Origin of the sequence: Actinoallomurus liliacearum (assembly GCF_039542035.1) — a bacterium.
Lineage (GTDB): Bacteria > Actinomycetota > Actinomycetes > Streptosporangiales > Streptosporangiaceae > Actinoallomurus > Actinoallomurus liliacearum.
In genome coordinates, this window is the sequence record NZ_BAABHJ010000031.1 from 16,578 (window position 1) to 43,018 (window position 26,441).

21 protein-coding genes are annotated in these 26,441 nt (G+C 71.9%); 5 read left to right on the forward strand and 16 right to left on the reverse strand.

What is annotated here, in order from left to right; genetic code table 11:
* Positions 1–6: 6 nt before the first annotated feature.
* The 6 genes from ABD978_RS34805 to ABD978_RS34830 are packed head-to-tail and all read right to left on the reverse strand — an operon-like array spanning position 7 to position 7,585.
* A complete protein-coding gene (locus tag ABD978_RS34805) occupies positions 7–1,380 on the reverse strand; it encodes an acyltransferase family protein (protein WP_345364217.1) in 1,374 nt (457 codons plus the stop codon).
* The gene (locus ABD978_RS34810; RefSeq protein WP_345364219.1) at positions 1,377–2,771 is read right to left on the reverse strand and encodes an ATP-binding cassette domain-containing protein; all 1,395 of its coding nucleotides are present in this window, start codon (positions 2,769–2,771) and stop codon (positions 1,377–1,379) included. The genes ABD978_RS34805 and ABD978_RS34810 overlap by 4 nt, the downstream gene beginning before the upstream one ends.
* Positions 2,772–3,668, reverse strand: coding sequence for an ABC transporter permease (locus tag ABD978_RS34815; protein WP_345364221.1), 897 nt, complete (start codon positions 3,666–3,668; stop codon positions 2,772–2,774).
* Positions 3,665–5,599, reverse strand: coding sequence for a glycosyltransferase (locus ABD978_RS34820; RefSeq protein ID WP_345364223.1), 1,935 nt, complete (start codon positions 5,597–5,599; stop codon positions 3,665–3,667). Before ABD978_RS34820 ends, ABD978_RS34815 begins: the two co-directional genes overlap by 4 nt.
* The gene (gene glf / locus ABD978_RS34825; RefSeq protein ID WP_345364225.1) at positions 5,596–6,732 is read right to left on the reverse strand and encodes a UDP-galactopyranose mutase; all 1,137 of its coding nucleotides are present in this window, start codon (positions 6,730–6,732) and stop codon (positions 5,596–5,598) included. The genes ABD978_RS34820 and glf overlap by 4 nt, the downstream gene beginning before the upstream one ends.
* Positions 6,722–7,585 (reverse strand): glycosyltransferase, encoded by an 864-nt coding sequence (locus ABD978_RS34830; RefSeq protein WP_345364227.1) that lies wholly within the window; start codon positions 7,583–7,585, stop codon positions 6,722–6,724. The genes glf and ABD978_RS34830 overlap by 11 nt, the downstream gene beginning before the upstream one ends.
* A 149-nt stretch (positions 7,586–7,734) precedes the next feature.
* Here ABD978_RS34830 and ABD978_RS34835 point away from each other — a divergent pair, with 149 nt between their 5' ends.
* Positions 7,735–8,604 (forward strand): glycosyltransferase, encoded by an 870-nt coding sequence (locus ABD978_RS34835; protein WP_345364229.1) that lies wholly within the window; start codon positions 7,735–7,737, stop codon positions 8,602–8,604.
* On the opposite strand, the gene ABD978_RS34840 is transcribed toward ABD978_RS34835, so the two are convergent.
* From ABD978_RS34840 to ABD978_RS34850, 3 genes are all read right to left on the reverse strand, one after another.
* Positions 8,576–10,303, reverse strand: a complete 1,728-nt coding sequence (locus ABD978_RS34840; RefSeq protein ID WP_345364231.1) for an LCP family protein — start codon at positions 10,301–10,303, stop codon at positions 8,576–8,578. The genes ABD978_RS34835 and ABD978_RS34840 overlap by 29 nt on opposite strands.
* A gap of 133 nt (positions 10,304–10,436) precedes the next feature.
* A complete protein-coding gene (locus tag ABD978_RS34845) occupies positions 10,437–11,366 on the reverse strand; it encodes a DMT family protein (RefSeq protein WP_345364233.1) in 930 nt (309 codons plus the stop codon).
* A 139-nt stretch (positions 11,367–11,505) separates the two neighbouring features.
* Positions 11,506–12,444: an aldo/keto reductase gene (locus tag ABD978_RS34850; protein ID WP_345364235.1), complete on the reverse strand. Its 939-nt coding sequence runs from the start codon at positions 12,442–12,444 to the stop codon at positions 11,506–11,508.
* 114 nt (positions 12,445–12,558) lie between these two features.
* Here ABD978_RS34850 and ABD978_RS34855 point away from each other — a divergent pair, with 114 nt between their 5' ends.
* Together ABD978_RS34855 and ABD978_RS34860 are read left to right on the forward strand one after the other, a co-directional pair.
* The gene (locus tag ABD978_RS34855; protein WP_345364237.1) at positions 12,559–14,163 is read left to right on the forward strand and encodes an adenylate/guanylate cyclase domain-containing protein; all 1,605 of its coding nucleotides are present in this window, start codon (positions 12,559–12,561) and stop codon (positions 14,161–14,163) included.
* Positions 14,164–14,268: 105 nt separating this feature from the next.
* Positions 14,269–15,072, forward strand: a complete 804-nt coding sequence (locus ABD978_RS34860) for an HAD-IIA family hydrolase (RefSeq protein WP_345364239.1) — start codon at positions 14,269–14,271, stop codon at positions 15,070–15,072.
* Here the strand turns inward: ABD978_RS34860 and ABD978_RS34865 are convergent.
* The 3 genes from ABD978_RS34865 to ABD978_RS34875 are packed head-to-tail and all read right to left on the reverse strand — an operon-like array spanning position 14,988 to position 17,691.
* On the reverse strand, positions 14,988–15,818 hold the full coding sequence (locus ABD978_RS34865) for an FAD:protein FMN transferase (protein WP_345364241.1): 831 nt from the start codon (positions 15,816–15,818) through the stop codon (positions 14,988–14,990). The two genes, ABD978_RS34860 and ABD978_RS34865, sit on opposite strands and share 85 nt — an antisense overlap.
* Positions 15,815–16,306 (reverse strand): FMN-binding protein, encoded by a 492-nt coding sequence (locus ABD978_RS34870; protein WP_345364243.1) that lies wholly within the window; start codon positions 16,304–16,306, stop codon positions 15,815–15,817. The genes ABD978_RS34865 and ABD978_RS34870 overlap by 4 nt, the downstream gene beginning before the upstream one ends.
* 14 nt (positions 16,307–16,320) lie before the next feature.
* The gene (locus tag ABD978_RS34875; protein ID WP_345364245.1) at positions 16,321–17,691 is read right to left on the reverse strand and encodes a ferredoxin reductase family protein; all 1,371 of its coding nucleotides are present in this window, start codon (positions 17,689–17,691) and stop codon (positions 16,321–16,323) included.
* A gap of 260 nt (positions 17,692–17,951) precedes the next feature.
* Here ABD978_RS34875 and ABD978_RS34880 point away from each other — a divergent pair, with 260 nt between their 5' ends.
* Positions 17,952–18,635: a response regulator transcription factor gene (locus tag ABD978_RS34880; RefSeq protein ID WP_425550802.1), complete on the forward strand. Its 684-nt coding sequence runs from the start codon at positions 17,952–17,954 to the stop codon at positions 18,633–18,635.
* Positions 18,632–20,131: a sensor histidine kinase gene (locus ABD978_RS34885; protein ID WP_345364248.1), complete on the forward strand. Its 1,500-nt coding sequence runs from the start codon at positions 18,632–18,634 to the stop codon at positions 20,129–20,131. Before ABD978_RS34880 ends, ABD978_RS34885 begins: the two co-directional genes overlap by 4 nt.
* 14 nt (positions 20,132–20,145) lie before the next feature.
* Here ABD978_RS34885 and ABD978_RS34890 read toward each other — a convergent pair whose 3' ends face one another.
* The 4 genes from ABD978_RS34890 to ABD978_RS34905 form a co-directional block, all read right to left on the reverse strand.
* Entirely contained in the window at positions 20,146–21,084 is a 939-nt protein-coding gene (locus ABD978_RS34890) for a universal stress protein (RefSeq protein ID WP_345364250.1), read from the reverse strand.
* Positions 21,085–21,248: 164 nt separating this feature from the next.
* On the reverse strand, positions 21,249–22,865 hold the full coding sequence (locus tag ABD978_RS34895) for a sensor histidine kinase (RefSeq protein WP_345364252.1): 1,617 nt from the start codon (positions 22,863–22,865) through the stop codon (positions 21,249–21,251).
* Positions 22,866–22,975: 110 nt separating this feature from the next.
* Positions 22,976–24,034 (reverse strand): acetate/propionate family kinase, encoded by a 1,059-nt coding sequence (locus ABD978_RS34900; RefSeq protein WP_345364254.1) that lies wholly within the window; start codon positions 24,032–24,034, stop codon positions 22,976–22,978.
* Entirely contained in the window at positions 24,031–26,394 is a 2,364-nt protein-coding gene (locus ABD978_RS34905) for a phosphoketolase family protein (protein ID WP_345364256.1), read from the reverse strand. Before ABD978_RS34905 ends, ABD978_RS34900 begins: the two co-directional genes overlap by 4 nt.
* Between the last annotated feature and the right edge of the window lie 47 nt (positions 26,395–26,441).

Genomic DNA, 26,441 nt, shown 5'->3' on the forward strand with positions numbered 1-26,441 from the left:
CCACGCTCAGGACGACGCCGCCTCGGCGCCGTCCCCCGCCGGCCGCGCCGCCGCGTCGCGGTCGGTGGCGGCCCGTGCCGGTCGCGCCGACCCGTCACTGTCGGCGCCGTCTCCGCGCGGTCGCGCGGGCGCGTCACGCTCGGCGTCGCCGGTGCCGTCCCGCGCCGGTCGCCCCGTCGCGTCGCCGCCGGTGGCGTCTCCGGCCGGCGCGGGGAGGCCGTTCCGCCGGATCTGCGCCAGCGCGAGCTTCAGCCGGGCGCGGAGCCGGTGCTGTGCGGGGGCCTCGACGATCCGGTAGATCAGGTAGGCCGAGGTCAGCGCCACGGCGATCAGTACGCCGAGCACGGCCCATCTGCTCATGTGCGGGTAGAGGCGCGGGACGAGCGTCCGCGCGATCGTCTGGTGCACCAGGTAGAGCGGATAGGTGAGCATCCCCAGCATCGTGAGGCCGCGCCAGCGCAGCCATGCCAGCCGGTGCGTGGCGACGAGCGCCATGACGGCGAAGACGAACGTGACGCCGGCCGGGATGACGTACTCCGAGACGCCCGGCACGATGAAGTCGGGGAACTGGTACTTGAGGTCGTAATAACAGCCGAGCGCCCAGCTCGCCGCGATGAGCAGCCAGACGATGAGGTTGCCGCCGTACCGGTAGACGAGGAAGAAGCCCATGCCGGCGACGAAGAAGGGCGCGTACCGCCAGAGCAGCAGCACCTTGACGAAGCCGAAGTCGGCCTCCACGGCGAACACACTGAGCAGGAGCCAGCCGGTCATGAACGCGACGACCCGGCTGTACGTGATGCCCCGCCAGACGAGCAGCGCGATGAGCGCGTAGAAGTGCAGCTCGACGTAGAGGGTCCAGTAGACGACCTCCATGCGCTGCGACCCGACGCCTTCCTGGAGCATCGTCAGGTTCGGCAGGAACCGCATGATGGGCCCGTCGGTGTTCGGCCCGAAGGAAACGTAGGAACGGAAGGCGAGGTACGCGGCGAGGGAGAGGCAGACGCTCACCCAGTACGCCGGGAACAGCCGGGTGAACCGGGACACGGCGAAGTCGCCCACGCGGCGGTCCCAGGCGCTCATCAGGATGACGAATCCGCTGATCAGGAAGAACAGCTCGACCCCGAGGAAGCCCCACCGCGTCACCTCGCCGAGGCCGGGGAAGATCTTCCGGGCGCTCCCGCCGGGCCACTCCGGCGCGGGCACCCCGGTGAAGTGGTGCAGCATGACGGCGGCGGCGGCCACGAAGCGCAGCAGGTCCAGCTCGCGGAGCCGCCCTCCCGACCGGTCCCGCCGGCGGACGGCCGCGCCGCTCTGAGCCCCGCCGCTCTGAGCCCCGCCGTTCTTGGCCTCGTCCGTGGTGGACCCGTCCATCGGGGTCATCGCTCCGTTATCCGCACGACGACCTGCTCGTTGCCGCGGGTGTAGGCCTCGTAGCGGAACCGCAGGCCGGTCCGTTCGACGTGCTCCGTCCACGCGCGGAACTCGTGCTCGCGCCAGCCCGGATAGCCGAAGAACTCGTCGAAGACGATGACGCTGCCGGGCCGCAGGCGCGGTCCGACGTGGCGCAGGACGGTCCGCGTCGAGGAGTACAGGTCGGCGTCGACGTGAAGGAAGGCGACCGGCTCGGGGTGCTCGTCGAGGAATCCGGGGAGGGTGTCCTCGAACAATCCGACGACCAGTTCGGCGCCGAGCACCTCCGGAGGCTCCTCGACGGCGAACGTGCCGGCCGGGAAGCCGTCCCGCCAGTCCTCCGGGAGCCCCTCGAAGGAGTCGAAGCCGAAGACGTTCTTGCCGTCGCGGGCGGCGGTGATGGTCCGCAGCGTACGGCCGGAGAAGACGCCGAACTCCAGCGCCATGCCCTCCCGGCCCTCGGCGAGGGACAGGGCGTGCTCGAGCGTCGCCTGCGGGTCGGGCAGGGCCGTGGCGTCGGGCATGATCTCGTCGATCACCTCGGCCGTCTCGGCGGCCGCGGCCTTCTCCGCCTTGAGCGTGGCGGCGGCGAGCCTGGCCTCTTGGCGGCCGCGCTGCCGGCGGGCGGCGTCGAGGGGGCCGTCCGGTGGGTTGAGGAGGTCGACGGCCTCGGTGATCTCGCCCTCGAACGCGAGCCGGCCCTCACGCAGCACGACGCCCCGCGCGCAGACCTTCTCGAGCGTGCCCATGTCGTGGGAGACGATGACGAGCGTGCGCCCCTCGTCGGCCAGCTCCTCGATGCGCTCGAGGCACTTCTTCTGGAAGGGCGGGTCGCCGACGGCCAGCACCTCGTCGACGAGGAAGATGTCGGGGTCGGTGTGGACGGCGACGGAGAAGCCCAGGCGCATGAACATGCCGGAGGAGTAGAACTTCACCTGCGTGTCGAGGAACTTCTCGATCTCGGAGAACGCGACGATCTCGTCGTACTTGGCCTGGGTCTCCGCCTTGCTCATGCCGAGGATCGCGGCGTTGAGGAAGATGTTCTCCTTGCCGGTCAGGTCGGGGTGCAGGCCGGCGCCGACCTCGATCAGGCCCGCGACCCGGCCGCGGACCCCGACCGAGCCGCGGTCGGGCTGCATGACGCCGGAGATCAGCTTGAGCAGTGTGCTCTTGCCCGATCCGTTGAGCCCCATCAGGGCGAGCGACTCGCCCTGCTCGACGGACACCGACACCTCGTCGAGGGCGGTGAACCGCTGCGACAGGCTCTGGCGCCGCGCGGCGCGTACGGTCATCTCCTTGATCGAGTGCGCGTGGCGCAGCGTGAAGCGCTTCGTCACGCCGTCGACGACGATCGATTCCAACTAGAGCTCCTGGGCGAACCGCCGCTGCAGGCGGTGAAAGACCATCTGGGCCAGCCCCAGCAGCACGACGGCGGCGAGGAGGCTCGCCAGCCCTCGTACGGTCAGGTGGTCGGGGAACGCGTGCCTGCCGTCCGGGAAGGTCGGGGTGCCGTCGGGCAGGTGCGCCTGGCGTGGGTTGGCGGGCCACCAGAACGCCCGCTGGAACAGCAACGTCGCCGTCCCGAGCGGGTTGGCGAGGTAGATCTGCAGCCCGAGGCCGTTCCCGGCCGAGTCCTGCACGGCCGTCCACGGATAGATCATCGGAGTGGTCCACGGGATGACGATGTTGAGGATGTCGACGACCTGCCCGAAGTCGCGGAAGAACACGTTGATCCCGGCGAACAGCAGGCCGAACGCCAGGCCGAGCACGGCCACGATCGCGAGCCCGAGCGCCATCGACCCGACCGCGAGCGTGGAGGGCCGCCAGCCGCCGAGCAGCGCGCCGCCCCACAGGATCGCCATGCCGGGCAGCATGTGCACGGCCGAGACCAGCGTGGACGAGGCCGGGAACATCTCGCGCGGCAGGTAGATCTTCTGCACGAGCGGCGCGTTCCCGATGACGGACCACGTGCTGGTGATCAGCGTCTCGGTGAAGAAGCTGACCAGCACCATCCCGGAGAACAGGAACACCGGGTACCCGGGGATGGACTTGCTCATCTTCAGGAAGATGCCGACGACGAAGAAGTAGACCGCGAAGTTGACGGCGGGACGGACGTAGGACCAGCCGAGCCCGAGCAGGGAGCCCTGGTAGCGGCTGCGCAGTTCCCGGCGCACCAGCAGCCGCAGCAGGTACCTGCGGCGGGCGACCTCCAGCAGACCGCCGCCGCTGCCCGGGGCGGTCAGCGGCGGAGCCGTCATCGCTCCTCCGGCCGGGCCGCCTCGAACGTCTCGCGCCAGCGTTCGGGCGAGGTGAGCTCGGGGATGGCCGCGCGGTAGCGGCGGCTCAGCTCCGGCCACTCGTACGCCAGCCGCGCGTGCAGCGCCGTGGCGCGCTGCAGCAGCGAGCGGAACCGTGCCGGGTCCCGCTGGTACCAGGCGGCCTTCGTGCCGTCGGCCGAGGTGACCAGGGCGCTGTCGTACCGCGACAGCAGCCACCACGCCTGGTCGACGTGCGGCACGGACACCTCGGGGTGCGACTTGGGGAAGGAGTCGACCGGCCGGGAGTGCCGGAGCATTCCGCCGAGCGCCGCCCGGACCATCGCCTTGCGCCCTTCGGGCGGCTCGGGCTCGCGGCCGCGCCGGGGCGGCCTGCGCCGCTGGACCTTGGGGAACTCATCGACGTCCGGCTTGGCCAGCGCGTCGGGGAACGCGGCGCGCAGCGCCCGCAGCTCGGCGAGCTTCGTGGTCATCGACTCGTGCAGGTGCTCGGGACCGCGCAGCGCGTCCTCGATGGCGAGCAGCATCAGCTCGGCCGTGGAGTACTGCATCGCCAGGGCGTGCTTGGTGGTGATGAACAGGCTCTCCTTGAGCATGTTGCCGCCCCGCTTGTACGGCGAGTACATGAGCGCGGTGATGATGCGGTTCCGCTCGGTGAAGTAGGCCTGCCAGTCGAGCGTGTCGTCCTTGGAATGCCATGGCACGTGCCAGACCGCCGCGCCCGGCAGCGACACGGTCGGGTATCCCGCCTTCTCGGCGCGGATGCCGTACTCGATGTCGTCCCACTTGATGAAGAACGGCAGCGACAGCCCGACCTTGCGCACCACGTCGACCGGGATGAGGCACATCCACCAGGCGTTGTAGTCCACGTCGACCCGCCGGTGCAGCCAGGGCGTGTGGCGCAGCGGGTGCGCGGCCAGGTCGTGCCCCAGGTGGGTGTGCGCGGCCGGCGTCATCCACCAGCGGTAGCGCGCGATGGTCTCGCCGAAGACGTGGAGTACGGACCGGTGGAAGATGTCCAGCATGTGGCCGCCGACGATCGTCGGGGTCCGGGCCAGGTCGGCGAAGGTCACCGCGCGCAGGATGCCCTCCGGCTCGACGGTCACGTCGTCGTCGAGGAGCAGCACGTAGTCGCTCCGCCCGGCGTCGAGGGTCTCGTTCATCGCCCGGGCGAACCCGCCGGACCCGCCGATGTTGCCCTGGTCGATGAGGCGCAGCCGGTCGCCCAGCGACTCGGCGGCGGCCGCGAAGTCCGGGTGGTCCTCTACGCGGTCGGTGCCCTGGTCGACGACGAAGATCTCGTCGACGACCTCGAGCACGTCGCTCGCCTCGCCCATCGCGACGAGCTGCTCGACGCAGAAGTCCGGCCGGTTGAACGTCGTGATGCCGATGCTCGCGCTGCCCCGCGGCCGGTCGGTGTCGGCGCACCACTCCGCGCCGTCCAGGACGGCCTCGCGGTCGCCGGCGACGATGTCGAACCAGTACCAGCCGCCGTCGATGAACGGTTTCAGCGACAGCTCGACCTCGCGGGTGACGGTCGTGCTCGCGTCGACGTCCAGTCGCGTGACCCGCTGGGTGAGGCCCTTGCCCGTGGAACGGTGGACGTTCACGACGGCGTCGCCGCGCAGCCGGAGCCGGAGCGTGATGGTGTCGACCACGCTCCACCGCCGCCAGTAGCTCGCCGGGAAGGCGTTGAAGTAGGTGCAGAACGACACGCGACGGCCGGCGGGCACGACGAGGCCGCGCCGGCCGGTGATCCTGGCCTCGGAGCCGGTCCGTGCCGTTGACCGCCGCGTCGTGGCGCCGTCCTCGCCGGCCTTCTCCCGGCCCCACACGACACGGCCGTCGACGTACAGGCCGACGACGTCCGGGTCGCGTTGGATGGGCAGCACGACGCGCTGCAGCACCCTCATTCCGTGCCTCCGGTGAAACGCGGCCGCAGCCGGTTCTCGAACATGGTCAGCGCGGACGCGATGGCCATGTGCATGTCCAGGTACTTGTAGGTGCCGAGGCGGCCGCCGAACAGCACGTCCTTCTCGGCGCGGGCCAGTTCGCGGTAGCGGTCCAGCATCGCGCGGTCGGCGGGCGTGTCGATCGGGTAGTACGGCTCGTCGGCGGGCCCGGCGAACCGAGAGTACTCATGCATGATCACGGTTCGGTCTCCCGGGTACTCCCGCTCCGGGTGGAAGTGCCGGAATTCGTGAACGCGCGTGTACGGGACGTCCTCGTCGGCGTAGTTCATCACCGGCGTGCCCTGGAAGTCCCCGATCGGCAGGACCTCCAGCTCGAAGTCCAGGGTGCGCCAGCCGAGCACGCCCTCGCGGTGGCCGAAGTAGCGGTCGAGCGGGCCGGTGTAGACGACCGGGACGTTGCCGACGGCGTCCAGGTCGAAGAAGTCCGTGTCGAGCCGGACCTCGATCCTCGGGTGGTCGGCCATGCGCTCCAGCCAGGCGGTGTAGCCGTCCACCGGCAGGCCCTCGTAGCGGTCGGCGAAGTAGCGGTTGTCGAAGGTGTAGCGCACCGGCAGCCGCGTGATGATCCCCGCCGGCAGCTCCCGGGGGTCGGTCTGCCACTGCTTCGCGGTGTAGCCCCGGATGAACGCCTCGTACAGCGGCCGCCCGATGAGCGAGATCGCCTTCTCCTCCAGGTTGGCGGGGTCGGTGATCTCGGCGGCCTGTTCGGCGATCAGCGCGCGGGCCTCGTCGGGGGACATCACCCGGCCGAAGAACTCGCAGATGGTGCCCAGGTTGATCGGCATCGGGTACACGCGGTTCTTGAAGACCGTGAAGACCCGGTGCCGGTAGTCGGTGAAGGCGGTGAACCGGTTGACGTACTCCCAGACCCGCTCGTTCGAGGTGTGGAACAGGTGCGCGCCGTACCGGTGGACCTCGATGCCGGTGGACGGCTCGGTCTCGCTGTAGGCGTTGCCGCCGATGTGGTCGCGGCGCTCGACGACCAGCACCCGGAGGCCGAGCTCCCGGGCGCAGCGCTCGGCGACGGTCAGCCCGAACAGGCCGGCGCCGGCGACCACCAGGTCAGCGTTCACTCGTCTCCTCCACCGGGGTCCGTGCCACCGCGCCGCGAGGCGCGACGTACCGCCGGTACATCGGCCGGCGGATCCACGACGGCGTCAGCCGGTACGCGCCGCGGACGCCGACGTTGCGCAGGTACTGGGCGAGAGTCGTGAAGCCGCTGCGCCGCAGCTCGCCCTGCAGACGCAGCTCGGCCCGCAGCAGCGTCAGCCCGCCACGACGTTCGTACGCGCCCTCGCCCACGCGGTAGTACACGAGCGCCTCGGGCAGGTTGACGACCTTCGCGCCGGTCGCGATCATCCGCGCGAACAGCCAGTAGTCCTCCATCAGCGGCATGTCGCCGTAGCCGCCGGCGGCCAGGACGGCGGTGCGCCGGTACACGATCGTCGGGTGGTTGAACGGGTCGTGCAGCCGGGCGTACCGGGCGATGTGCTCCGGGTCGGAGACCGGCGTGCGGCTCCCCACGATGTCCTCCCGGCCCGTCCCGAATTCCAGCATTCCCGCGCCGACCAGGTCGGCGCCCCGTTCGATCACCGGCAACTGCACCGCGAAGCGGTGCGGCATGGCGATGTCGTCGGCGTCCATGCGGGCCACGACGTCGTACCGGCTGGCCGCCAGCCCGGCGTCGAGGGCGAGGCCCAGGCCGCCGTTGTGCTCCAGCGGGAGGAACGTCACCGGAACGGGGCTCTCCTCGGTCAGCCGGGCCAGACAGTCGGCGAGTACGGCCGAGACCGGTCCGTCCTGCACGAGGATCACCTGGTCGGGTCGGCGCGTCTGGGCGTCCACCGAGCTGTGGAACGCCTCCCGCACGTGGTCCGCCCGATCCCCGCCGTAGACGGTGAGGAGAAGCGCGAAGGGTTCGGCCATGCGTCCGTCTCGCTCCGAAAGGGGAGGCGATGAGGCCAGTGGGGCGGAATGCATCCTATGCTACTTTTGCGAGCTTCATGCGCGCGGCTTTACTCCTACCGACCCGGCGATTCGTGAGGTGTCAGCTGAAAGACGCCCAAATCGCCGCCGTGGTTGTCACACACGACCGACGAGATCTCCTGACCGAGGCGTTGACCGCCCTCGAGCGGCAGACGCGCCCGCCGGACACGATCGTGGTCGTCGACAACGCCTCCGCGGACGGCACTCCGCGACTGGTCCGCGAGCGGTTCCCGGCCGCCCGCCTGCTCACGCTCCCCCGCAACACCGGCGGGGCCGGCGGCTTCGCCACGGGCATCGCCCACGCCCTGAGCCTCGGGGCGGACGCGCTCTGGCTGCTCGACGACGACACCGTGCCCGAACCGGAGGCGCTGGCCGCCCTTTTGGCGGCGCGCGACCGGGGACGGGACCGCGGCGGGCGGCCGCCCGCGCTCGTCGCCGGCCGCGTCGTCTGGACCGACGGCCGTGACCATCCGATGAACACCCCCCGGTCGCGGCCGTCGCCCGTCCCCGGCTGCGCCCGGATCCGCTCGGCGTCGTTCGTGTCGGTGCTCGTCGACGCCGAGGCCGTACGGGAGCGCGGGCTGCCGATCGCCGACTACTTCCTGTGGAACGACGACTTCGAGTTCACGCTCCGGCTGCTGCGCGGGCGCACCGGCCTGCTGTGCCGGGACAGCGTGGCCGTGCACAAGACCGCCTCCCCCGCCTTCGACCCGGGGCGGCGGTTCTTCCACGAGGTCCGCAACAAGGTCTGGCTCTTCACCCGCAGCCGCTGCCTCGGCCCGGGGGAACGCCTGCTCTACGCCGGCGCGACGGCCCGCCGCTGGGCCCGTACGCTCGCGGGCTCCGCCGACCGGGCGGCGCTCGTACGGGACCTGGGCCGGGGACTGTGGGCGGGTCTCCGCTCCGGCCCCCGGCCCAACGAGGCCGTCCTCACTGACACGGATTCTGTGCCGCGTTGATCTCCCCGTTGACCTTCGGGATGTCCGGTGCCTTCACCGGCACGCCCTCGGGGCCGACGACCAGCGAGACGGTGCCCGGCGCGACCGCGTTGTCGGCGGCGATGACCACGCCGGGAACGGCGACCGCCAGGGCGTCGGCGAAGCGTTCGGCCCCCGGCCCGTAGAGGATCCTGGTCTGCGGCTGCGCCGGGCCCTTCGCCGCCTTGACGTGGAAGCCCTGGGCCTTCAGGTCCCGCACGACCTTCTTCGGCGCGTTCACCGCGGTGACCTTGACCTGGTCGGGCGTGGGCGCGGCCGGCTTGGACGGCTCCGGCTTCGGCGCGGGCAGGTCGTCGTCCTTGCGGATGGCCTCGAACAGCGGACCCGCCTGCGACATGTCCCACTGCACCCGATTCGGGTCCTTGGGATAGGTCTGCGTCGGCACGGTGACGAACCGCACGGTGCCCGCGCTGATTCCCTTGAGGCTCGTGGCCAGCTTCTTCATCGCGGAGACGCTGAACTCGTCGTCGGTGGCGATCGACTTGGTGGCGGCGTTCAGGAACCGGTACGCCCGCGTCGGGTCGGTCAGCATGTCCTGGCTCGTGGCCTTCTTGACCACCGAGGCCATGAACTTCTGCTGTCGCTGGATGCGCTCCAGGTCCGACCCGTCGCCGAGGCCGTAGCGCGTACGGACGTACCCCAACGCGTCGTTGCCCTTCACGACCTGACGGCCGGCCTTCAGGGACAGGTTGGCGCGCGGGTCGTTGACCGCCTGCGGCACGCAGATCTCCACCCCGCCCAGCGCGTCGACCACCCGCTTGAACCCGGCGAAGTCGATCTTGACGTAGTGGTCGATGTGGATGTCGGTGTCCGACTCGATCATCTTCCAGGTGCAGGTCGCCCCGGCGTAGGCGAACGCGGCGTTGAGCATGCCGAAGAAGGCGGGCACCGTGCCGCCTTTCTTCTTCTTGCACTCCGGGACGTGCACCATGGAGTCCCGGGGGAAGCTGATCGCGACCGCGCGGTCCCGGTTCGGCGACAGGTGGAGCAGGATCGTCGTGTCCGAGCGCTCCCCGCTGATGTCCGGCGACCAGTACTCGTGGTTGTCCCCGTCCCGGGAGTCCGAGCCGAGCAGCAGGATGTTCATCGACTTGTTCAGCTTCGGCGGGCGGTTCGTGCCCAGCTGCTGCTGGTCGACGTGCTCCTTGTGGATGTTGCCCTGCAGCTTCTCGTACAGGCCGAACGCCGTGCCGCCCGCCGCGAGGAGCGCCACCACGACCCCGACCGCGACCCAGCGCAGAGCCCGCCGCCCCCGGCGGCCCGCGGGCTTGACCGCAGCCGCCGCAGGCGCCTCCTCTGCGGGCGCGGCGCCCGCGGTCGTCTCGCCGGGCCCGTCGCCCGCCGGCGCCCCCTGGGCGGGCGCGCCGGCCGAGCGCGTGGACTCGGCGGGTCCCTCTCCGGACTCCCCGCCGGCGGGTCCTTCTTCGGACCTCTTCCCGCCGGACCCCTCTTCGGGCTCCCCCTCGGCGGGCCCATCTTCGGGTCCCTTCTCGGCGGCCTCCGACGGCACCGGCTCCTTCTCGGCCGGCTCACCGCCCGGCTCGCCCTTCTCACCCCGTCGCGTCTCCGCGGTCGGCGCGTCGCCCGCCGGGCCCTTGGAGTCCGGCGCCTTCGGTGACGCCTTCTCCGGCGTCACGTCCTCAGCGTCGTTGTCGGCCATTCCACCTCATCGTTCTGTCGCGCGGCGCGCCGCGCGAGTCCCTGCCCCGTTAGACGCACGCCGAAGTACATCAGATGACAAACGCGGCTTTTGACCCATTGAGTCAGGCTAGGGGCTGTCCGGTTAATCTCCGCTACGCACGCTCGCGCGCGGAGGACACCAGCGCGGCGCCGGGACGCTCCTCCACGACCTCGTGCCGGGGGAACAGCACCAGCGCCGCACCCGCCAGCACGAACGCCGCGATCCGGAGCGCCACCAGCAGGCGGTCGGACGGCCACGGCTCCTTGTACAGCACCGCGCCGAGGATGACGAGCTGGGTCTTGGCGATCACGGTGAGCACGGACACGACGATCGACATCCGGCAGCGCTGCAGGCCGATCTGCAGCTGGGCCAGACCGAGCGCCGCCATCCCGACCGCGACGTACGGGTACGGCGAGCCGTAGGCGGCGGCCGCGAGCCCGTGCGTGTTGTAGATGGCGGCCACCCCCTTGAGCGCGAGCTCGGAGACGCCGAGGCTGACGCCGGAGCCGAGGCCGTACGCGATGCCGGCCAGCGGCCGCGCGTGCCGGCCGAACGTCCGGATGTCACCGCCGACGAGGACCGCCACCCCCACCAGGATCCCGGGGACGACGACGGCGGCCAGGGTGAGCGGCCCGGCGACCGCGCTGGTCAGCACCTCGTGCCGGCCGTTCGACGCTCCGACCATCGCGGTCGCCAGGCCGAACAGGCCCACGCTGGCCCACTCGCGGCCGGTCAGCCGCTCGCCGAAGAAGACGCCGGCGTAGAAGAGGATGAACAGGAGACTGGCGGCGAAGATCGGCTGGGCGAGGCTCAGCGGGAGCATCGTCAGCGCCTTGACCTGGGTGGCCACGCCGGCCAGCACGATCACCAGGCCGGACAGCCACAGCCAGTCGGTGTAGGTGTACCGCAGGAGACGGAGCGGACGGGTACCGCGGAGTTCGGGCATGCGGCCCGCCGCCACTCGGAAGACGATGAAGCCCAGGTAGTAGATGAGGGTCGCCATCAGCGCCAGGACTGCGCCCCTGACGTCGGATCCACCCATACACCGAGCCTTTCGTCCCGCTTCGCGACACCTGCTCCTCGCTCCAAGTGTCACGACTGTCGCGGATAGCGATCATGGCGTCAATAGCCATGTTCGCCGATATAGGTGGATCTCGTACTCAGTTTGGATCAATACCGCGTCATGTCCAGGCGAGGGCGGCGCGGTGTCTCCAGTACTCCTCCGGTGGGGTCGCGAGCGCGTCCAGTGCGGCGCGCTCGTCGGCGCTCAGCGAGACGCGCGCGGCCGCGAGGTTCGACGTCAGCTGCGGGACGCTCACCGCGCCGGTCAGCACGGTGTCCGCCCAGGGCCGGGCGAGCACGGCGGCGAGCGCGACCGCGTCCGTCCCGACCCCGTGCGCCGCGGCGATCTCCCGCAGCGCCGTGGGCGGCTCGACCGCGAGCCGGCCGTTGGCCAGCCCCTCCTTGACGAGGACGTGGAGACCACGGGCGTGGGCCTCGGCGAGCGCGTCGCCCACCGAGGGCTCCAGGACGTTCCAGGTCGACTGCACGGCCGTGAACAGGGTCCGCCCGTCGACCTCGAGGTCGAGCGCGCGCCGTACGGTCCCGGCCTGGGCCGGCCCGGACGTGGAGAAGCCGATCCGTACGCCCTCGGCCGCGAGGTCGGCCAGCGCCCGCTGCAGGGCCGCGTCGGCGAACACCGGGCCGTCCGCCATGAGGGAGTGGATCTGGTAGACCGCCAGGCGGTCGCCGAGCAGCTCCCGCGTCCGCGCCGACTGGTCCCGGAACCTCGGCAGGGAGTGCTCCTTGACCTCGTGGACGTCCGCGTCCAGCCGCCACTCACCGACGTAGGCGTATCCCCACTTGCTGGAGACGGTGACGTCCCGGTGCCCCCGCTCGTCCAGCCAGCCGGCCAGGAACTCCTCGGCCAGCCCGTACGAGCGGGCGGCGTCGACCCAGCGGAGCCCCTCGTCGTACGCGGCGTCCAGCACCTGCCAGGCGGCGGCCCGCATCGCCTCCACCGTACGTTCGTCGGGCAGCGCGCCGTCGCGGCCGAGGTTGATGTACGCCGGTCGCCCGAGGGCGGCCAGCCCGAGCCCCATCCTCCCGATCACGGTCATCCCCCTACCGTGCCACGAGGCCGTCCGCCGGGGGTCCCGGCCTCCCCCGCACGAGTTCTCCGGACGATCAGTCACACTGGTCTTCCACAGATGCGCGGAGGAGGCAGTCGGGCGGTGGCCGCCAGAGCGGTGACGAAGAAGGGGCTGCACGGTCGGCTGGACGGGCCGCCGGGTGCCTCGCGCGCGATGCTCGAACGCCGTGCGCGGTGGCTGCTCATGGTGGCGGTCGGCGGCGCGAACCTCGCCGGCGCGCTGTTCGTCCTGCTCTTCTCGACGTTCGTGATGCCGGACCCGCCGGGGATCGCCGATCCCGCGCACGTCCGGCTCGTCAACCTCCTGGTCTTCTGCGCCTATCTCCTGTTCGGCGCGCCGATCGGCGTCACCTGGGGGATGTGGCTGTTCCGCCCGGTGCGCACCTTCGCCCGCCATGAGCGCGATCCCACCGAGGAGGAGCGGCGCGGCGTGCTGCGCGGCCCGCTGCGGCTGATGGCGATGCAGGGCACGTTGTGGGGCCTGGGCGCGGTCGGCTGGGCCGTGATCGACGCGCCCTACTCCGATCTGCTCGCCCTGAAGGTCGGCATGATCACGGCGCTCGGCGGGGTCACCACCTGCGCGATCGTGTACCTGCTCACCGAGCGCCTGCTGCGGCCCATCGCGGCGGTGGTGATGGCGGCGGGCCCGGCGCAGTACGACGCGTGGTTCGGCATCACGCCGCGCACCATGCTCGCGTGGGCGCTCGGCAGCGGGGTGCCCGTCCTGGGCCTCGTCGCCGCCGCGGTGGCGGCGCTGGTCGTCGACGGCATGTCCCTCACCCAGCTGGCCGTCACGATCCTGGTGCTCGGCGGCGTCGCCCTGCTGGTGGGATTCCAGGTGACCTACTTCGCCGCCCGGGCGATCGCCGACCCGGTCCGCTCCGTACGGGAGGGGCTGGCGCGGATCGAGCGTGGTGACCTGCGGGCGTCGGTCCCGGTCTACGACGCGAGCGAGCTGGGCCGGCTGCAGGCCGGGTTCAACCACATGGCGGCGGGACTGCGGGAGAACGAGCGGCTGCGGGACCTGTTCGGCCGGCACGTCGGGGAGGACGTCGCCCGGCACGCGCTGGAACACGGCGTCGTCCTGGGCGGCGAGACCTGCGACGCCGCCGTCTTCTTCGTCGATCTCCAGGGCTCGACGCACCTGGCCGCGACGCGGCCGCCCGGTGAGGTCGTCGCCCTGCTGAACGCCTACTTCGGCGTCGTCGTCGAGGTCGTGGCCGAGCACGGCGGCCTGATCAACAAGTTCCAAGGGGACGCGGCCCTGGCCGTCTTCGGTGCGCCCGAGCGGCTCGAGGACCCGGCGGGCCAGGCCCTGGCCGCCGCCCGTGAGCTCTCGTGGCGACTGCGGGAGGAGCTCCCCCAGCTGGTCGCCGGGATCGGCGTGTCGGCCGGGCAGGTCGTCGCCGGGCACATCGGCGCGGAGCAGCGCCTGGAGTACACCGTGATCGGGGATCCGGTCAACGAGGCCGCGCGGCTCAGCGACCTCGCCAAGACGGCGGCGCCCGACCGGCTGCTCGCGTCGGCCGCGGTCGTCGCGTCCGCCGACCAGTCCGAGGCCGCGCACTGGCGGCTCGGCAGCGCCGTGACGCTGCGCGGCCGCACCAGCCGGACTCGTCTGGCCGCGCCGTTCCGGCGGCCGCCGCCCAGCGGCCTCGACCGCGTGATCAACCGCCTCCGCCGCTGAAGGAACACCAGGTCGGCGGCCGGACACCCCCGCGACTTCGGGGGGTCACCCGCCGGGGTGGTCCCGGCTGGATAACGGCCACGGCGATGCGGGATATTTGGTCGCATGACTGAGCGCAAGCCGATCAACACCTGGTTGACGGACATGGACGGCGTGCTGGTGCACGAGGGCCAGCCAGTACCGGGGGCCAAGGAGTTCCTCTCCCGCCTCAAGGAGGCCGGCAAGCCCTTCCTCGTGCTGACCAACAATTCGATCTACACGCCGAGGGACCTGCACGTCCGGCTGCGCGCGGCCGGACTCGACGTGCCGGTCGAGTCGATCTACACGTCCGCGCTGGCCACCGCGCAGTTCCTCGACGACCAGCGCCCGGGCGGCTCGGCGTACGTCCTGGGCGAGGCCGGCCTGACGACCGCCCTGCACGAGATCGGGTACGTCCTGACCGACCTGGAACCCGACTACGTCGTCCTGGGCGAGACCCGGACGTACAGCTTCACCGCGATCACGACCGCGATCCGCCTGGTCAACAAGGGCGCACGGTTCATCGCCACGAACCCCGACCCCATCGGCCCCTCCACCGAGGGCGCGCTGCCGGCCACCGGCGCGGTCGCCGCGCTGATCACCAAGGCCACCGGGGTGGAGCCCTACTTCGTCGGCAAGCCGAACCCCCTGATGATGCGGAACGCCCTCAACACCGTCGGCGGGCACAGCGAGAGCACCGCGATGATCGGTGACCGCATGGACACCGACGTGGTGTCCGGCATGGAGGCCGGTCTGTACACGATCCTGGTGCTGACCGGGGTGACCTCCCAGGGCGAGATCGAGCGTTACCCCTTCCGTCCGCAGCGGGTCGCGGACTCGATCGCCGACCTCGTGGACATGGTCGACCTGCCGGACCTGGTCGAGGGCTGACCGGGGGCGTCGGCGCGCAGCCCGGCGGTGGCCCAGGTCCGCCCGTCGATCCCGAAGCCGTACGCCTCGTATCCGACCAGGCCCTCGATCCAGTCGCGGGCGGCCTCCCCCATCACGAAGGCCGCGGTCGCGTAGGCGTCGGCGAAGGTGACGCTCGGCCCGACGACGGTCACCGCGGCGAGGGCGGCTGCGGGCCGTCCGGTGCGCGGGTCGAGGATGTGCGCGCCGCGTTCGGCGGTCCCGGAGGTCGCCACGGCCATGTCGCGCCCGGCGACGACCGTGGCCACCGTGCCGGGGCGCAGCGGATCGGCGATGCCCACCCGCCACGGCCGGCCCGGCTCGGGGCCCCCGGACAACTGGAGGTCGCCGCCCCCGTTGACGTGGTGGTTCGGCGACCCGGCCGCGCGCAGCATGCTTCCGGCGCGTTCGATCGCCCAGCCCTTGACCACACCGGACGGGTCGAGCGCGCCGCCGGCGTAGGCGCTGAAGCAGCCGTCGGTGGCCTCGGTGAGCCGGTCGCACAGGGCCAGGATCTCCCCGACCTCCGGCGCGCAGTCGCCCACCTCCGCCTCACCGCGCGCCAGCCGGCTGATGTCGCTCTCCGGCCGGTACGTTGAGAAGGTCGCGTCGACCCAGTGCAGCCAGGCGATGACCTCTTCGAGCGCGCCGTCACTGGGGTACGGCTCACGCAGGTCGAAGGAGAAGACCGTCCCCATGCAGGGCTCGACGTGCCGCAGCGCCGTCACTTGCCGGCCTTGTCGAGCGCGCTCTGCAGCGACCGGATGTAGCCCTCGCTGGTGTAGGTGGCGCCGGATACCGCGTCGATCTGCGCGTTCTGCGCCGACAGGGTCTCCTGGTCGAGCTGCGGCACGGCGAAGTTGTTGATCTCCCGGTCGCGCGGGTTCTCGCTCGGCAACTGGATCGCCTGGACCTTGGTGATCTTCCCGTCCTTGAGAGTGACCTGCACCTGGACGGGACCCCAGCGCGTGTCGATGGTGTTCCCGGTGACGGTCCGCGTCGTGGACTTGGTCGTCTTGCCGGTCCCGCTTCCGGTCCCGGTGCCGGCGCTCTCGCTGCTGCCGGCGCTCGGCGCCGCCGCGCCGCTGTCCGTGCCCGAACCCGTGCCCGCCGCTGCCCCGGCGGCGCCGCTGCTCGAGGCCTGATGCGTCTTGAAACTCAGCAGCAGGACCAGCCCGGCGACGGTCCCGACGATGGTGAGGATCGCCCTCTTCATTGGTTCTCGTCTCCTCAGAACTCGAAAGACTCGTGGTGGATGCGGCGGCGCGGCACACCCGCCTGGTGGAGGGCCGCCTTCGCGGCGTTCGCCATGCCGTCCGGGCCGCAGACGTAGACGTCGTGGGCGCTCAGGTCCGGCAGAATCCGCGTGAGGACCTGCGGGGACAGCGGGTCGCCGCCGAGATCCCGGCGCGATCCCACCAGGTAGTACAGCGCGGCGCCACGGGCCTCCGCGATCCGGCGGAGCTCCTCCTGGAAGACCACGTCGGACCAGTCGGTGGCCCGGTAGACGAGCGTCAGGTCACCGGGAGCGGCCGGGAGCGTCTCGAACAGCGTGCGGATGGGGGTGATGCCGACCCCGCCGGCCAGCAGCAGCACCTTCCGCTGCCGGCGCCGCCCCGCGGTGAACGCCCCGTACGGGCCCTCGGCGAACACGCGGGTTCCGGGCCGCAGCCGGGACAGCCCGGCGCTGTGCTCCCCGAAGTTCTTCACCGTGACGCGGAGCATGTCCGGCCGGGCGGGGGCCGACAGCGAGTACGGGTTCGCGGCCCACCACAGGTCACGGGTGAGGAACCGCCAGCGGAAGAACTGGCCCGGCTCCGCCCGGAGCTCGTCCAGGTGCCGGCCGCGGACCCACACCGAGACGACACCGGGACCCTCGTGGTACACGCCTTCGACCCGCATCCCGTGCCGGAACGCCCGCCACAGCGGCACCGTGATCCGGAACCAGACGAGCAGCGCGCCGACGGTGATGTACAGCGCGGACCACAGGACGCGGGCGGGCAGGCTCGCCATGAAGTCGGCGCCCGTCGCGAACTGGTGGCTGAACGCCAACGCGATCGCCAGGTAGGTGTAGAAGTGCAGGTAGTACCACGTCTCGTAGCGCATCCGGCGGCGTGCCGCGCGGGCGGACACGATGCCGACGCCGACGAAGAGCAACGCCGCGACGGTGCCCATCAGCACGTCCGGATAGCTCAGCAGCAGCGTCTTGGTCTGGTGGATCGGGTCCGTGTGCGCGGTGACGGCGTACCCCCAGATGATCAGGAGTGCGTGCGCCACGACGAGCCACACCATGTACCGGCCGCCCATCGCGTGCCACCGGGCGAGCCGGTCCGTGCCGACCCCGCGCTCGAGCGCCGGGATCCGGGCCATGAGGGCGACGAGGACGACGGCGGCGAAGCCCGCCAGCAGCCCGGTGATGCGCCCGGCGTTGGTGAGCCAGTCACCGAACCCGGTGATGGCCGGAGTGTCATGCCACCACAACGCGATCACCGCGGCCGCTCCCAGGCCGATCGGGACCAGCACGTGCTCGGGCCGGGCGCGCACCGGCTGCCGGCGCGCGGGTGGCCGGCGCACCGTCGCCCGTTCGTTGAGAGTGGTCACGAGTTGTCCCCCCGTATGCTTTGGGTCGTTCGGACGCCTACTCTCGGGCTCGAACCTGAACGTTCCTTCTGAACCACTTGTGCGCGCCCGCTGAGACCGCGGCGACCTGCGCGGATGAGGGACGTTCAGAGGGGATTCTCAGCGAACGTTTAGGGTGAGCAGAAGTGCGGCGAGCAGCGTAGGTGACGATGAACGACCCCCGGCCCCCCGAATCCCCGTCGACCAGGCACCCGTTGATGACCCGCCCCGATGGTTCACCCGTGCGCGCGCTGGTGGTGGACGACGAGACGAGCCTCGCGGAGGTCCTCGCCAGCGTCCTGCGCTTCGAGGGCTGGGAGGTCATGACCGCCGGGGCCGGCGCCGAGGCGGTGAAGGCGGGCCGGGAGTTCCGGCCCGACGCCGTCCTGCTCGACGTGATGCTCCCCGACTTCGACGGCCTGGAGGTCATGCGCCGGCTACGGGCGGACAATCCGGACGTGTGCGTGCTGTTCCTGACCGCGCGGGACGCCGTGGAGGACCGGGTCGCGGGCATCACCGCCGGCGGTGACGACTACGTCACCAAGCCGTTCAGCCTCGAGGAGGTGCTGGCCCGGCTGCGCGGCCTGCTCCGGCGCTCCGGACTGGCGCGGGCGCAGGGCGGCGAGACCCTCGCGGTCGGGGACATGACCCTCGACGAGGGCGCCCGTGAGGTGCGCCGGGGCGGCGACCTGATCGAGCTGACGGCCACCGAGTTCGAGCTGCTGCGCTACTTCATGCGCAACCCGCGCCGGGTGCTGTCCAAGCCGCAGATCCTCGACCGCGTCTGGAACTACGACTTCGGCGGGCAGGCGCACGTCGTCGAGCTGTACGTCAGCTACCTGCGGAAGAAGATCGACGCCGGGCGCGAGCCGATGATCCACACCGTGCGCGGCGTCGGCTACGTCCTGCGGCCGCCCGCCTCATGATCCAACCCACCCGCCACCGCGTTCCCCGGCGCCGGCTCCGCCTCCCGCTGGGCCGTCTCCGGGTCCGTACCCTCCGCGGCAGGCTGATCGTCGGGTCGCTCCTGCTGTTCACGCTCGCCTGCACGATCGTCGGCATCGTCACGACCCTCTCCCTGCAGCGCTTCCTCATCGAGCGGCTGGACAGCCAGCTCCAGGACGCCAGGGGCCGGTACGCCATCAGCCTCGAGCACGCCGTGGAGGGCGACCGCTTCGACCGGGTGAAGGGCCAGGCGGTCGGCACGTTCGGCGCCCGCCTGGCAGACGGCCAGGTCACCCAGTGCGGCGTCGTACGGGACCACGGCGGCGCGCTCGACCTGCCGGCGCCGGACCAGGCGCGGCTGGAGGCGCTGTCTCCCGACGGCCGGCCCCGGACGGTCGAGCTGGAGTCCCTCGGCAAGTACCGGCTCATGGCCAGCCGGGGCGAGGACCGCGACGTCCTGGTCACCGGGCTGCCGATGCACGGTGTCGACGAGACGGTGGGCCGACTCGTCATGGTCGAGATCACGGTGTTCATCGTGGTCCTCGCCGTCGGCGGGGTGGCCGGCGCCACGTTCGTCCGGCTCGCCCTGCGTCCGCTGCGCCGCGTCGCCGCGACCGCCATCCACGTCTCCGAGCTGCCGCTGGCGAGCGGGGAGGTCGCGCTGCCCGCCCGGGTGCCGGACACCGAGCCCGACACCGAGGTCGGGCAGGTCAGCACGGCCTTCAACCACATGCTGGAACACGTCGAGTCGGCGCTCGCCCAGCGGCAGGCCAGCGAGGACAGGCTGCGACGGTTCATCGCCGACGCCAGCCACGAGCTGCGCACCCCCCTGGCGAGCGTCCGCAGCCACGCCGAGCTGGCCCGCCGGGACCCCGGCCAGACCGGTCCGCGGGTCGATCACGCCCTGCGCCGGATCGAGGCGGAGTCGGTGCGGATGGGGCACCTGGTGGACGACCTGCTCCTGCTGGCACGGCTCGACGCAGGGCGCCCGCTCGCGCACGAACCGGTCGACCTGACCCGCCTCGCCATCGACACGACCAGCGACGCGCGGGCCGCCGGCCCCGGCCACCACTGGGCCCTCGACCTGCCGGAGGACCCGGTCACGGTGTACGGGGACGAGTTCCGGCTGCATCAGGTCCTCGGCAACCTCCTCACCAACGCCCGCACCCACACCCCGCCGGACACGAACGTCACCGTGCGCGTCGCCGCGCCCGACCCGGACGGGACGGTCCTCCTCGAGGTGGTCGACGACGGCCCCGGCGTCCCCGCCGAGCTGCGCGACGACGTCTTCGAACGCTTCGTACGGGGCGACGGTTCACGATCGCGCAAGGCCGGCGGCAGCGGGCTGGGGCTGGCGATCGTGTCCGCCGTCGTCCAGGCCCACGGCGGGTCCAGCACGCTCAGCAGCGAACCGGGACACACCTGCGTGCGGATCCGGCTGCCGGTCGGGTCACCTGACAAGGAGCCACCGGCCTGAGGCCGCCCGCCCGGTCAGGGACGGGCGCGGACGACCGCGACCGGGCAGAGTGCGTGATGGATCACGCCATGGCTCACCGAGCCGAGGTGCAGGCCGTGGCGTCCGCCGCAGTTCGAGCGCACGCCGACGACGAGCAGGTCCGCGTGGGCGGAGCGCTCGACGAGCTCCCCGACCGGATGCCCCGCGACCGCCTGTTCGAGCACTCTGACCTCGGGATACCGGTCCCGCCAGGGCGTCACGGCGCCGACCAGAAGGTTCGCGGCGGACGCGGCCGCTTCGCGGATCGCGGCCGGGTAGGCGCCGTCGATCTCGGCCAACGACGTCTCCCAGACGTGCACGGCCCGGAGCCACACGCCGCGGATCCGCGCCGCGTCGAAGGCGTACCGGAGCGCGAGGGCGGACTCCCCGGAACGGTCGACTCCGACGACGACCTCACCATGGGTCTCCACCGGCTCTCCCCGTACGATAATCACCGGTCCGGGAGCGTGCCCGGCGACCTTCAACCCGGTCGACCCGAGCAGCAGGGCCATGAGGCCCCCGAGGCCACGGTTGCCGATCACGATCTCGTAGGCGCCGAGGGCCGCCTGCCGGAGCGCCTCGGCGGGAGTCTCTTCGACGAGGTCGGTGGTGACCTCGATGTCCGGCCTGGCCTTCAGGGCCAGGTCGACGGCTTCGGCGAGGATGCGAGCACCGCTCTCGGTGCGGGATTCGGCCAGACCGGGGGCCGGGTGGAACGGCATGTCGCACGGCCAGCGTTCGATCGCGTGGAGCACGTGCAGCGGACGTCCCGTCCGCCCCGCCTCCTCGGCGGCCCATTCGACGGCGAGGCCGGCGCGGGGTGAGCCGTCCGTCCCGACGACGATCGGCAGCGGAGATCGTCGCGGCCCGGCCGGGTCGCCGCCACCGGCCGCGTACGCCATGCGATCTTCATGGGGTTCCTGGGGTTCCTTCACCTCTCCAGCGTCATCTCCGGTGAGGTGCGGTTGAAGGGACCAAGGTCCCCGTGATGGTCGCCGCTCGGCCCCTGTAACCAGCGAAATCGTTGATGTCTCAGCGTCCGCGGCCCGTACGCGGGCCCGCCGGGCGCCAGGTCTCCGCCTACCGAAGACCCTTCGCCTCACCGGGCGTGCTCCGGCTTACCGGGTCCGCGGGCGGGCACGCGCCACTCCAGGACGCTGCCGCCGTCCGCCCCCGGGCCGATGTCGAATGAGCCGCCGAGCCGCTCGGCCCGTTCGGCGAGGTTGCGCAGGCCGCTCCGGCGTCCGCCCGGCCTGATCCCGATCCCATCGTCGGCGACCCGTACGACCACTTGGTCGGCCGCTGTCACGGTCACAGTCACGCTCACCCGATGGGCCCGGGCGTGCCGGGCGGCGTTGGACAGCGCCTCCGCCAGGACGGCGGGCACCTGCCCGGCCACCTGGTCGTCCACCGCCAGGTCCAAGGGGCCGTTGAGGCGGACCTCCGGAGCGAAGCCGAGGGTCTCCTCCGCCCGGTCGATCTCCCGCTGGATCCGCGAGCGCAGTCCGTGCTCAGAGGGCGCGACCTGTAGAGCGAAGATCGTCGAGCGGATCTGCCGGATCGTGTCGTCCAGGTCGTCGACCGCCTGCTGGATGCGCACGGCGACATCGTTCCGTTCGATGTCCTGGGCCGTGCTCACGAGCGTCATGGCCGTCGCGAACAGGCGCTGGGTGACGGTGTCGTGCAGGTCCTTGGCGATCCGGCCCCGCTCCTCCAGCAGCACGAGCCGCTCGGCGTCGCGGCGCCGCTCCGCGAGCTCCAGCGCCACCGCCGCCTGTGCGGCGAACGCCTCCAGCAACCGCTGGGCGGACCGCCCGAACTTCGGCCCGCCGGGCGGGTTGGACACCGACAGAACGCCGCGCGCGGCCATGCCCGAACCCAGCGGGACGATCAGCACCGGCCCGATCGGGTCGGGCAGGCGGATCCCGGCGGCGCGCAGATACTCTTCCGCGTCGGCCGGCACGACGGACCGGCCACTCCGGAAGACCCGGCCCGCGATGACGTCGTCGAGGCGGAGCCGTGTTCCGCGGAGCGCGTCGGCGTGCCGGCCGGCGGTGGCCTCGATGACGAATTCGTCGCCCGCGGCCAGGAGTACGCACGCCGTGGCGGCCGAGCAGACCTCCCGGGCGCGCTCGGCGACCCGCACGAGCACCTCGTCCGGCTCTGTGCCGGACAGCAACGACGCCGAGACCTCGGCCGACGCCTCGAGCCAGCGCTCCCGCCGCCGAACCTCCTCGTACAGCCGGGCGTTCTCGATCGCCACCCCGGCCGCGACGGCGAGCGCCGTGAGCACGTTCTCGTCGTTCTCGTCGAACTCGCCGCCGTCCTTTTTGTCGGCGAGGCAGAGCGTGCCGAACACCGCGTCCCGGACCTGGACCGGCACGCTGAACGACCGGTCCGACAACGAGTTCGTCCCGGGAACGTCGGAGCCTCCGACGCTCACGAGCCGCCCGACCCGGTCGTCCTCCCCGATCACTCTCAGCGCGCACCGGCGGGCGCCGACGAGGGCGGCCGCCGCCTGGACGATCCGCCGCAGCACACCGTCGAGGTCGAGGTCGCTCTCGATCGTCACGACCGCCTCCACCAGCGCGTGCACGCGGTCGCGCGTGGTGAGCACGTCGGCCAGCCGCGTCTGCAGCTCGGCGAGCAGTTCGTCGAGCCTCAGCTGCGGCAGAAGGCCGGACCGGTCCTGGCCCGACCGGCTGTCTGAAGGCATGGCAGCGGAGACCTCCCCCGTCAGGCTGCTGCCCGGACCCGCTGTTCACAGTATGGAACACCAGGTCACCGGGGCGCAGGGCCCACCGGGCCGAACCGCCGGAGAGCACGTCAGCCGGACGCCGTCCGCAGCACCGCCCGAGTCCCCGCCGCGACCTCGACGTCCTCCCGCGCCGTCACGACCAGCGAGCGGACCGCCGCCCCCGGCGCTCCGATGTCCGCGTCGGCGCGGGCGGCGGCGTTGCGCTCCGGGTCGATCCGCACGCCCAGGAAGGCCAGCCCGTCCGCCGCGCCCTTCCTGACCTCGGGCGCGTGCTCGCCGACGCCCCCGGTGAACACCAGGGCGTCGAGACCGCCCATGGCCGCCGCCATCCCCGCGATCCGGTCGCGCAGCCGGTGCAGGTAGATCTCCAGCGCGAGCGTCGCGTCGGGGTCGTCGCGGGCGAGGATCTGCCGCATGTCGGCGGTCCCGGCCAGGGCCAGCAGGCCCGACTCGTGCTCCAGCGACTGGGCGAGATCGTCGGCGGTCAGGCCGGCGCGCTGCTGCAGCCACAGCAGCAGCCCCGGGTCGACGCTGCCGGACCGGGTGGCCATGACCAGCCCTTCGAGCGGCGTGAAGCCCATCGTGGTGTCCACCGACCGGCCTCCGGCCACCGCGCACAGCGACGCCCCGGCGCCCAGGTGGCAGACGACGACGCGCAGCCCCGCCGTGTCGGCGCCGACCAGTTCCGCCGCCCGCCGCGCGGCGTACGCGTGGGACAGGCCGTGGAACCCGTAACGGCGCAGGCCGTACTTCTCCCGCCACGCCGCGGGCAGGGCGTAGGTCGCGGCGGCGGGCGGCAGCCCGGCGTGGAAGGCGGTGTCGAAGCAGGCCACCTCCGGAACGCCGGGCAGCACCGCCCGTACGGCGTCGATGCCGTCGATCGACTTCGGCTGGTGCAGCGGGGCCAGGTCGACGAGCGCCCGCAGCCGCCGCTCGACGTCGTCGTCGATCAGCACCGGCTCCGTGAACTCCCGGCCCCCGTGGACGATCCGGTGCCCGATCGCGTCGGGGGCGGGCAGGTCCGGGATCTCCTCCACGCTCCGCGGCCGGGCCAGCACCGTGTCGTCGGAGTCGAGCAGGCTCAGCTTGAGGCTGCTCGACCCGGCGTTGACCACGAGGATCCTCATGAGAGCCCGCCGCCGTGCGGCCACACCCAGTTCGCCACGTCGGGGTGGTCCTCGCCGTGCTCGCGCGTGTACGCGCGGGCCTGGAGACGGCGGTCGACCATCTGCTGACGGACGTACGCGGCCCGCCCGCCCAGCTGCGGGAGCCGGTCGATGACGTCCATCACGAGGTGGAAGCGATCGAGGTCGTTCATCATCACCATGTCGAACGGCGTGGTCGTGGTGCCCTCCTCCTTGTACCCGCGGACGTGCAGGTGATCGTGGCCGTGCCGCCGGTAGGCGAGGCGGTGGATCAGGTACGGGTAGCCGTGGAACGCGAAGATCACCGGCTTGTCGGTAGTGAAGAGCGCGTCGTACTCCGCGTCGGACAGCCCGTGGGGGTGCTCGGTGTCGGGCTGCAGCCGCATCAGGTCGACGACGTTGACCACGCGGACGCGGAGTTCGGGGAAGTACTGGCGGAGCAGGTCCGCGGCGGCGAGCGTCTCGAGGGTGGGGATGTCGCCGGCGCAGGCCAGGACGACGTCCGGGTCGCCGCCGGTGTCGGTGCCGGCCCAGTCCCAGATGCCGATGCCGCGCGCGCAGTGCAGGACCGCCTCCTCCATCGGCAGATACGTGAGGGCGGGCTGTTTGCCGGCGACGACGACGTTGACGTAGTCGCGGGAGTGGAGGCAGTGGTCGGCCACGGACAGCAGGGTGTTCGCGTCCGGCGGCAGGTAGACCCGGACGATCTCCGACTTCTTGTTCACCACGACGTCGAGGAATCCCGGGTCCTGATGGGTGAAGCCGTTGTGGTCCTGCCGCCAGACGTGCGAGCTGAGCAGGTAGTTCAGCGACGCGATCGGCCGTCGCCACGGCAGGCGGCGGGTGACGTACAGCCACTTGGCGTGCTGGTTGAACATCGAGTCGACGATGTGGATGAAGGCCTCGTAGCTGTTGAACAGCCCGTGGCGCCCGGTGAGCAGGTAGCCCTCCAGCCAGCCCTGGCACAGGTGCTCGCTGAGCACCTCCATCACCCGGCCGTGCGGGCCCAGGTGCTCGTCGGTCGGCAGCCGTTCGGCCTCCCAGACCCGGTCCGTCTCGTCGAAGACGGCCGACAGGCGGTTCGAGGCGGTCTCGTCCGGCCCCATGATCCGGAAATCGTCCGGGTTGTCGGCGATCACGTCGCGCAGGAAGCCCCCCAGCACGCGGGTCGCCTCGCTGAAGGTCGTCCCGGGCTTGTCGACCGGCACCGCGTACTCGCGGAAGTCGCGCAAGGTCAGATCGCGCAGCAGCAGGCCGCCGTTGGCGTGCGGGTTGGCGCTCATCCGCCGGTTCCCCTCGGGCGGCAGCGCCCGCAGCTCGGGGACCGGCCGGCCGTCCTCGTCGAACAGCTCCTCCGGACGGTACGAGCGCAGCCACGCCTCCAGCGCGGCCAGGTGCTCCGGATCCTCCCGCACCCGGCCGAGCGGCACCTGGTGGGACCGCCACGTGCCCTCGACGGGCACCCCGTCGACCTCGCGCGGGCCGGTCCAGCCCTTCGGCGTCCGCAGCACGATCATGGGCCAGCGCGGGCGCTCCGTCGATTCGCCGCCGCGCGCGGCCGCCTGGATGCGGGCGATGTCCGTCAGAGCGTCGTCCAGGGCGTCCGCGAGCCGCCGGTGCACGTCCGCGGGCTCGTCGCCGCTGACGATGATCGGCCGGTGACCGTACCCCTCCAGCAGGGAGACCAGCTCGGATTCCGGGATGCGGGCGAGGACGGTCGGATTGGCGATTTTGTAGCCGTTCAGATGCAGGATCGGCAGCACCGCGCCGTCGGCCACCGGGTCGAGGAACTTGGTGGAGTGCCAGCTCGCCGCCAGCGGCCCGGTCTCCGCCTCGCCGTCGCCGACGATGCAGGCGACGATCAGGTCCGGGTTGTCGAACGCCGCGCCGTACGCGTGGGCGAGGGAGTACCCCAGCTCGCCGCCCTCGTGGATCGAACCGGGCGTCTCGGGCGCGACGTGGCTGGGCACGCCACCGGGGAAGGAGAACTGCCGGAACAGCCGGGCCATCCCCGCGGCGTCACGCGACACCGGCGGGTACACCTCGCTGTAGGTGCCCTCGAGCCAGGCGTTCGCGACCGCCGCCGGACCGCCGTGCCCGGGGCCCATGACGTACATCATGTTCAGGTCGCGTTCCTTGATGACGCGGTTGAGGTGGACGTAGCAGAGGTTCAGCCCGGGTGAGGTCCCCCAGTGACCCAGCAGCCGCGGCTTGATGTGGTCCCGGGTCAGCGGCTCCCGCAGCAGCGGGTTGGCGCGCAGGTAGATCTGTCCGACCGACAGGTAGTTCGCGGCCCGCCAGTACGCGTCGATCCGGCGCAGTTCGTCGTCCGCCAAGGTCATGGCGCGATCTCCTCGAGCGAGAGGGGCACGGGTCGAGCCGCTCCAGT

Excerpts from the sequence above, each read along its gene's own strand:
- ABD978_RS34805 (WP_345364217.1), bottom strand. The coding sequence starts at position 1,380 with ATGACCCCGATGGACGGGTCCACCACGGACGAGGCCAAGAACGGCGGG.
- ABD978_RS34815 (WP_345364221.1), bottom strand. The coding sequence starts at position 3,668 with ATGACGGCTCCGCCGCTGACCGCCCCGGGCAGCGGCGGCGGTCTGCTG.
- ABD978_RS34820 (WP_345364223.1), bottom strand. The coding sequence starts at position 5,599 with ATGAGGGTGCTGCAGCGCGTCGTGCTGCCCATCCAACGCGACCCGGAC.
- ABD978_RS34830 (WP_345364227.1), bottom strand. The coding sequence starts at position 7,585 with ATGGCCGAACCCTTCGCGCTTCTCCTCACCGTCTACGGCGGGGATCGG.
- ABD978_RS34840 (WP_345364231.1), bottom strand. The coding sequence starts at position 10,303 with ATGGCCGACAACGACGCTGAGGACGTGACGCCGGAGAAGGCGTCACCG.
- ABD978_RS34845 (WP_345364233.1), bottom strand. The coding sequence starts at position 11,366 with ATGGGTGGATCCGACGTCAGGGGCGCAGTCCTGGCGCTGATGGCGACC.
- ABD978_RS34850 (WP_345364235.1), bottom strand. The coding sequence starts at position 12,444 with ATGACCGTGATCGGGAGGATGGGGCTCGGGCTGGCCGCCCTCGGGCGA.
- ABD978_RS34860 (WP_345364239.1), top strand. The coding sequence starts at position 14,269 with ATGACTGAGCGCAAGCCGATCAACACCTGGTTGACGGACATGGACGGC.
- ABD978_RS34870 (WP_345364243.1), bottom strand. The coding sequence starts at position 16,306 with ATGAAGAGGGCGATCCTCACCATCGTCGGGACCGTCGCCGGGCTGGTC.
- ABD978_RS34885 (WP_345364248.1), top strand. The coding sequence starts at position 18,632 with ATGATCCAACCCACCCGCCACCGCGTTCCCCGGCGCCGGCTCCGCCTC.
- ABD978_RS34895 (WP_345364252.1), bottom strand. The coding sequence starts at position 22,865 with ATGCCTTCAGACAGCCGGTCGGGCCAGGACCGGTCCGGCCTTCTGCCG.
- ABD978_RS34900 (WP_345364254.1), bottom strand. The coding sequence starts at position 24,034 with ATGAGGATCCTCGTGGTCAACGCCGGGTCGAGCAGCCTCAAGCTGAGC.
- ABD978_RS34905 (WP_345364256.1), bottom strand. The coding sequence starts at position 26,394 with ATGACCTTGGCGGACGACGAACTGCGCCGGATCGACGCGTACTGGCGG.